Consider the following 2,611-nt stretch of genomic DNA (forward strand, 5'->3'; position numbering starts at 1 on the left):
ACCTTCATTTTGACTAAATATTCACAAAGAGTCCCTTGACTATTTAGTTTTTCAACACTATGAAAACATTACTGACAGCGGATGTCAGTAATGTTTTTTTATAATTGGGATATTAATTACAAAAGGAAGTGTCTATGATGAACGCAAACGTATATTTATATGTATTTGATACAATGTCAGACTGGGAGGTAGGCTATTTAATTGCTGAACTAAATTCAGGAAGGTATTTTAAAAAGGAACTACCACCTTTAAGGGTGATTACAGTAGGGATTGACAAAAATGCTGTTACGACAATGGGAGGATTGAAAATAATACCAAGCGTTTCAATTGATGAGTGTATTTTAAAAAATTCAGATGTTTTTATACTTCCAGGAGGAGATACTTGGATGGAATCAATACATGACCTCATCCTGAAAAAAGTATCTACATTTTTAAAGGAAGAAATTGTTGTTGCTGCAATTTGTGGTGCAACAGTGAGACTGGCAAATGAGGGTTTATTGGACTCTAGAAGACACACTAGTAATCATCTAGAGTATTTGAAAATGATTTGTCCAAATTATAGTGGTGAAAAATATTATGAAATGGAACCAGCCGTAACTGATGGTAATTTAATTACTGCATCAGGAATAGCTCCTTTGGAATTTGCCATGCATGTATTGAAATTGCTGGATGTATTTGCACCTGAAACATTGCATGCATGGTTTAAGCTGTATCAGACACAAGAATCAAAATACTTTTTTGATTTAATGAATTCTATTAAATAGCAAATGGAAGGAATAAAAGCGATAATCGCTGTCTTGCCAGCAATTATTTTTTCACAAAGGTTCCCATAATGGATATATATCAGTAAAATAGAGTAGGTTAGGGGGACTTTATTTTGAAAGATCAACGCTTTAAAATTGCGCATCGCGAGGCGCTTATTGGTGTCGTGCTTGTCATTATCAACTTTGCCATTTGGTTTGGCTTTGCCTATGGTCTAGGTTCTGGTGATCCGACAACCTATACGTATGTTTTCGGTTTTCCTGCATGGTTTTTCTATAGCTGTATCGCAGGGACAGGCTTTATGATACTTCTCATATGGCTTGTGATGAAACTCTTCTTCAAAGAAGTACCATTTGAGGATGAGGAGGTGGATCGATAATGCATTGGCAAGTTATTTTTCCACTGCTATTATTTTTAGTTATTATCTTTGGCATTGGCGTCTGGGCTAATAAACATGTACGTTCCTCCAATTCATTTTTGCAGGAGTACTTTCTGGGTGGTCGTGAAATGGGCGGTTTTCTCTTAGCGATGACCATGATAGCAACATATGGTAGTGCAAGTAGTTTTATTGGTGGTCCAGGCGTTGCTTACACGAAAGGTCTAGGTTGGGTACTGCTAGCAATGGCACAACTTCCTGCCGGCTATTTTGTGCTAATGATTTTAGGGAAGAAATTTGCCATTCTTGCAAGACGTTATCATGCCATTACATTAATTGATTTTTTACGAGAGCGCTATAAAAGTCATGTGATTGTCATCTTATCGGCAATTAGTATTATTGTCTTTTTATTTTCTGCTATGATGGCACAATGGGTAGGTGGTGCACGTCTTATAGAATCATTAACAGGCTTAAACTATACAGCAGCACTCTTTATTTTTGCCATTTCCGTTTTAGTGTATGTCATTATCGGTGGTTTTCGTGCTGTTGCATTAACAGATACGGTGCAGGGCTCTATTATGGTTATTGGAACGATTATATTATTAATTGGGACAATTGTTGCTGGTGGAGGCCTCGATCGAATTATGGCATCTCTTGTTGCGGAAAATCCAAATTTCGTCTCTCCATTTGGTGCAGACGGAGAATTAACGCCATTATATGTTTCTACATTTTGGATTTTAATCGGTGTTGGCGTTGTGGGACTTCCACAAATCGCAGTTCGTGCCATGAGCTATAAGGATTCAAAAAGCATGCATTTAGCCATTATCATTGGCACTATTGCCATTGGGACAATCATGTTTGGAATGCATTTAATTGGTGTTCTAGCACGCCCGGTTTTACCAGGAATTGAGATTGGGGACAAGGTAATGCCACTACTGACCTTAAAGGTTTTACCGCCATTTTTAGCAGGTGTGGTCTTAGCTGCACCAATGGCAGCCACAATGTCAACGGTCAACGCTTTATTGATGCTTGTAAGCTCCACTGTTGTGAAGGATATTTACCTAAATTATATAAAACCGACAGCCAATGATACAGAAATTAAGCGGGCCAGCTTTATTGTCACGACTGTTATCGGTTTAGCAGTTATCGTTTTTGCGTTGAATCCACCAGATTTATTAGTGTGGTTGAATTTATTTGCCTTTGGTGGACTTGAAGCGGTCTTTATTTGGACCGTTGTATTAGGACTATATTGGAAGAAGGCTAATAAGTACGGTGCTATTGCGTCAATGTTTTCAGGCATGATTTTATATATTATTATTGATCGTTTTTACCCGTCTGTCTTCGGAATGCATACCGTGACTATCCCGATTGTCGCTTCTTTATTCATCTTTGTAATTGTAAGTTTATTAACAAATCATAAATTTAAGGAAGATAAGTTATTTATTTAACTTCTTTCAGCAACTGATTGTTGTC

General features: G+C 37.3%; 3 protein-coding genes. All 3 read left to right on the forward strand.

The window, feature by feature from the left end; genetic code table 11:
* Positions 1-134 precede the first annotated feature (134 nt).
* The 3 genes from B2R82_RS20805 to panF all read left to right on the forward strand — a co-directional run bounded on the left by B2R82_RS20805 (position 135) and on the right by panF (position 2,586).
* Positions 135-764 carry a type 1 glutamine amidotransferase family protein gene (locus tag B2R82_RS20805; protein WP_376781247.1) on the forward strand — a complete coding sequence of 210 codons (630 nt, stop codon included), beginning with the start codon at positions 135-137 and terminating at the stop codon, positions 762-764.
* A gap of 113 nt (positions 765-877) precedes the next feature.
* A complete protein-coding gene (locus B2R82_RS20810; RefSeq protein WP_286926823.1) occupies positions 878-1,141 on the forward strand; it encodes a YhdT family protein in 264 nt (87 codons plus the stop codon).
* Positions 1,141-2,586: a sodium/pantothenate symporter gene (gene panF, locus B2R82_RS20815; RefSeq protein WP_286926824.1), complete on the forward strand. Its 1,446-nt coding sequence runs from the start codon at positions 1,141-1,143 to the stop codon at positions 2,584-2,586. Before B2R82_RS20810 ends, panF begins: the two co-directional genes overlap by 1 nt.
* Positions 2,587-2,611 lie beyond the last annotated feature (25 nt).

It is taken from the genome of Lysinibacillus sp. UBA6686 (assembly GCF_002455205.1).
GTDB classification, from domain to species: Bacteria; Bacillota; Bacilli; order Bacillales_A; family Planococcaceae; genus Lysinibacillus; species Lysinibacillus pakistanensis.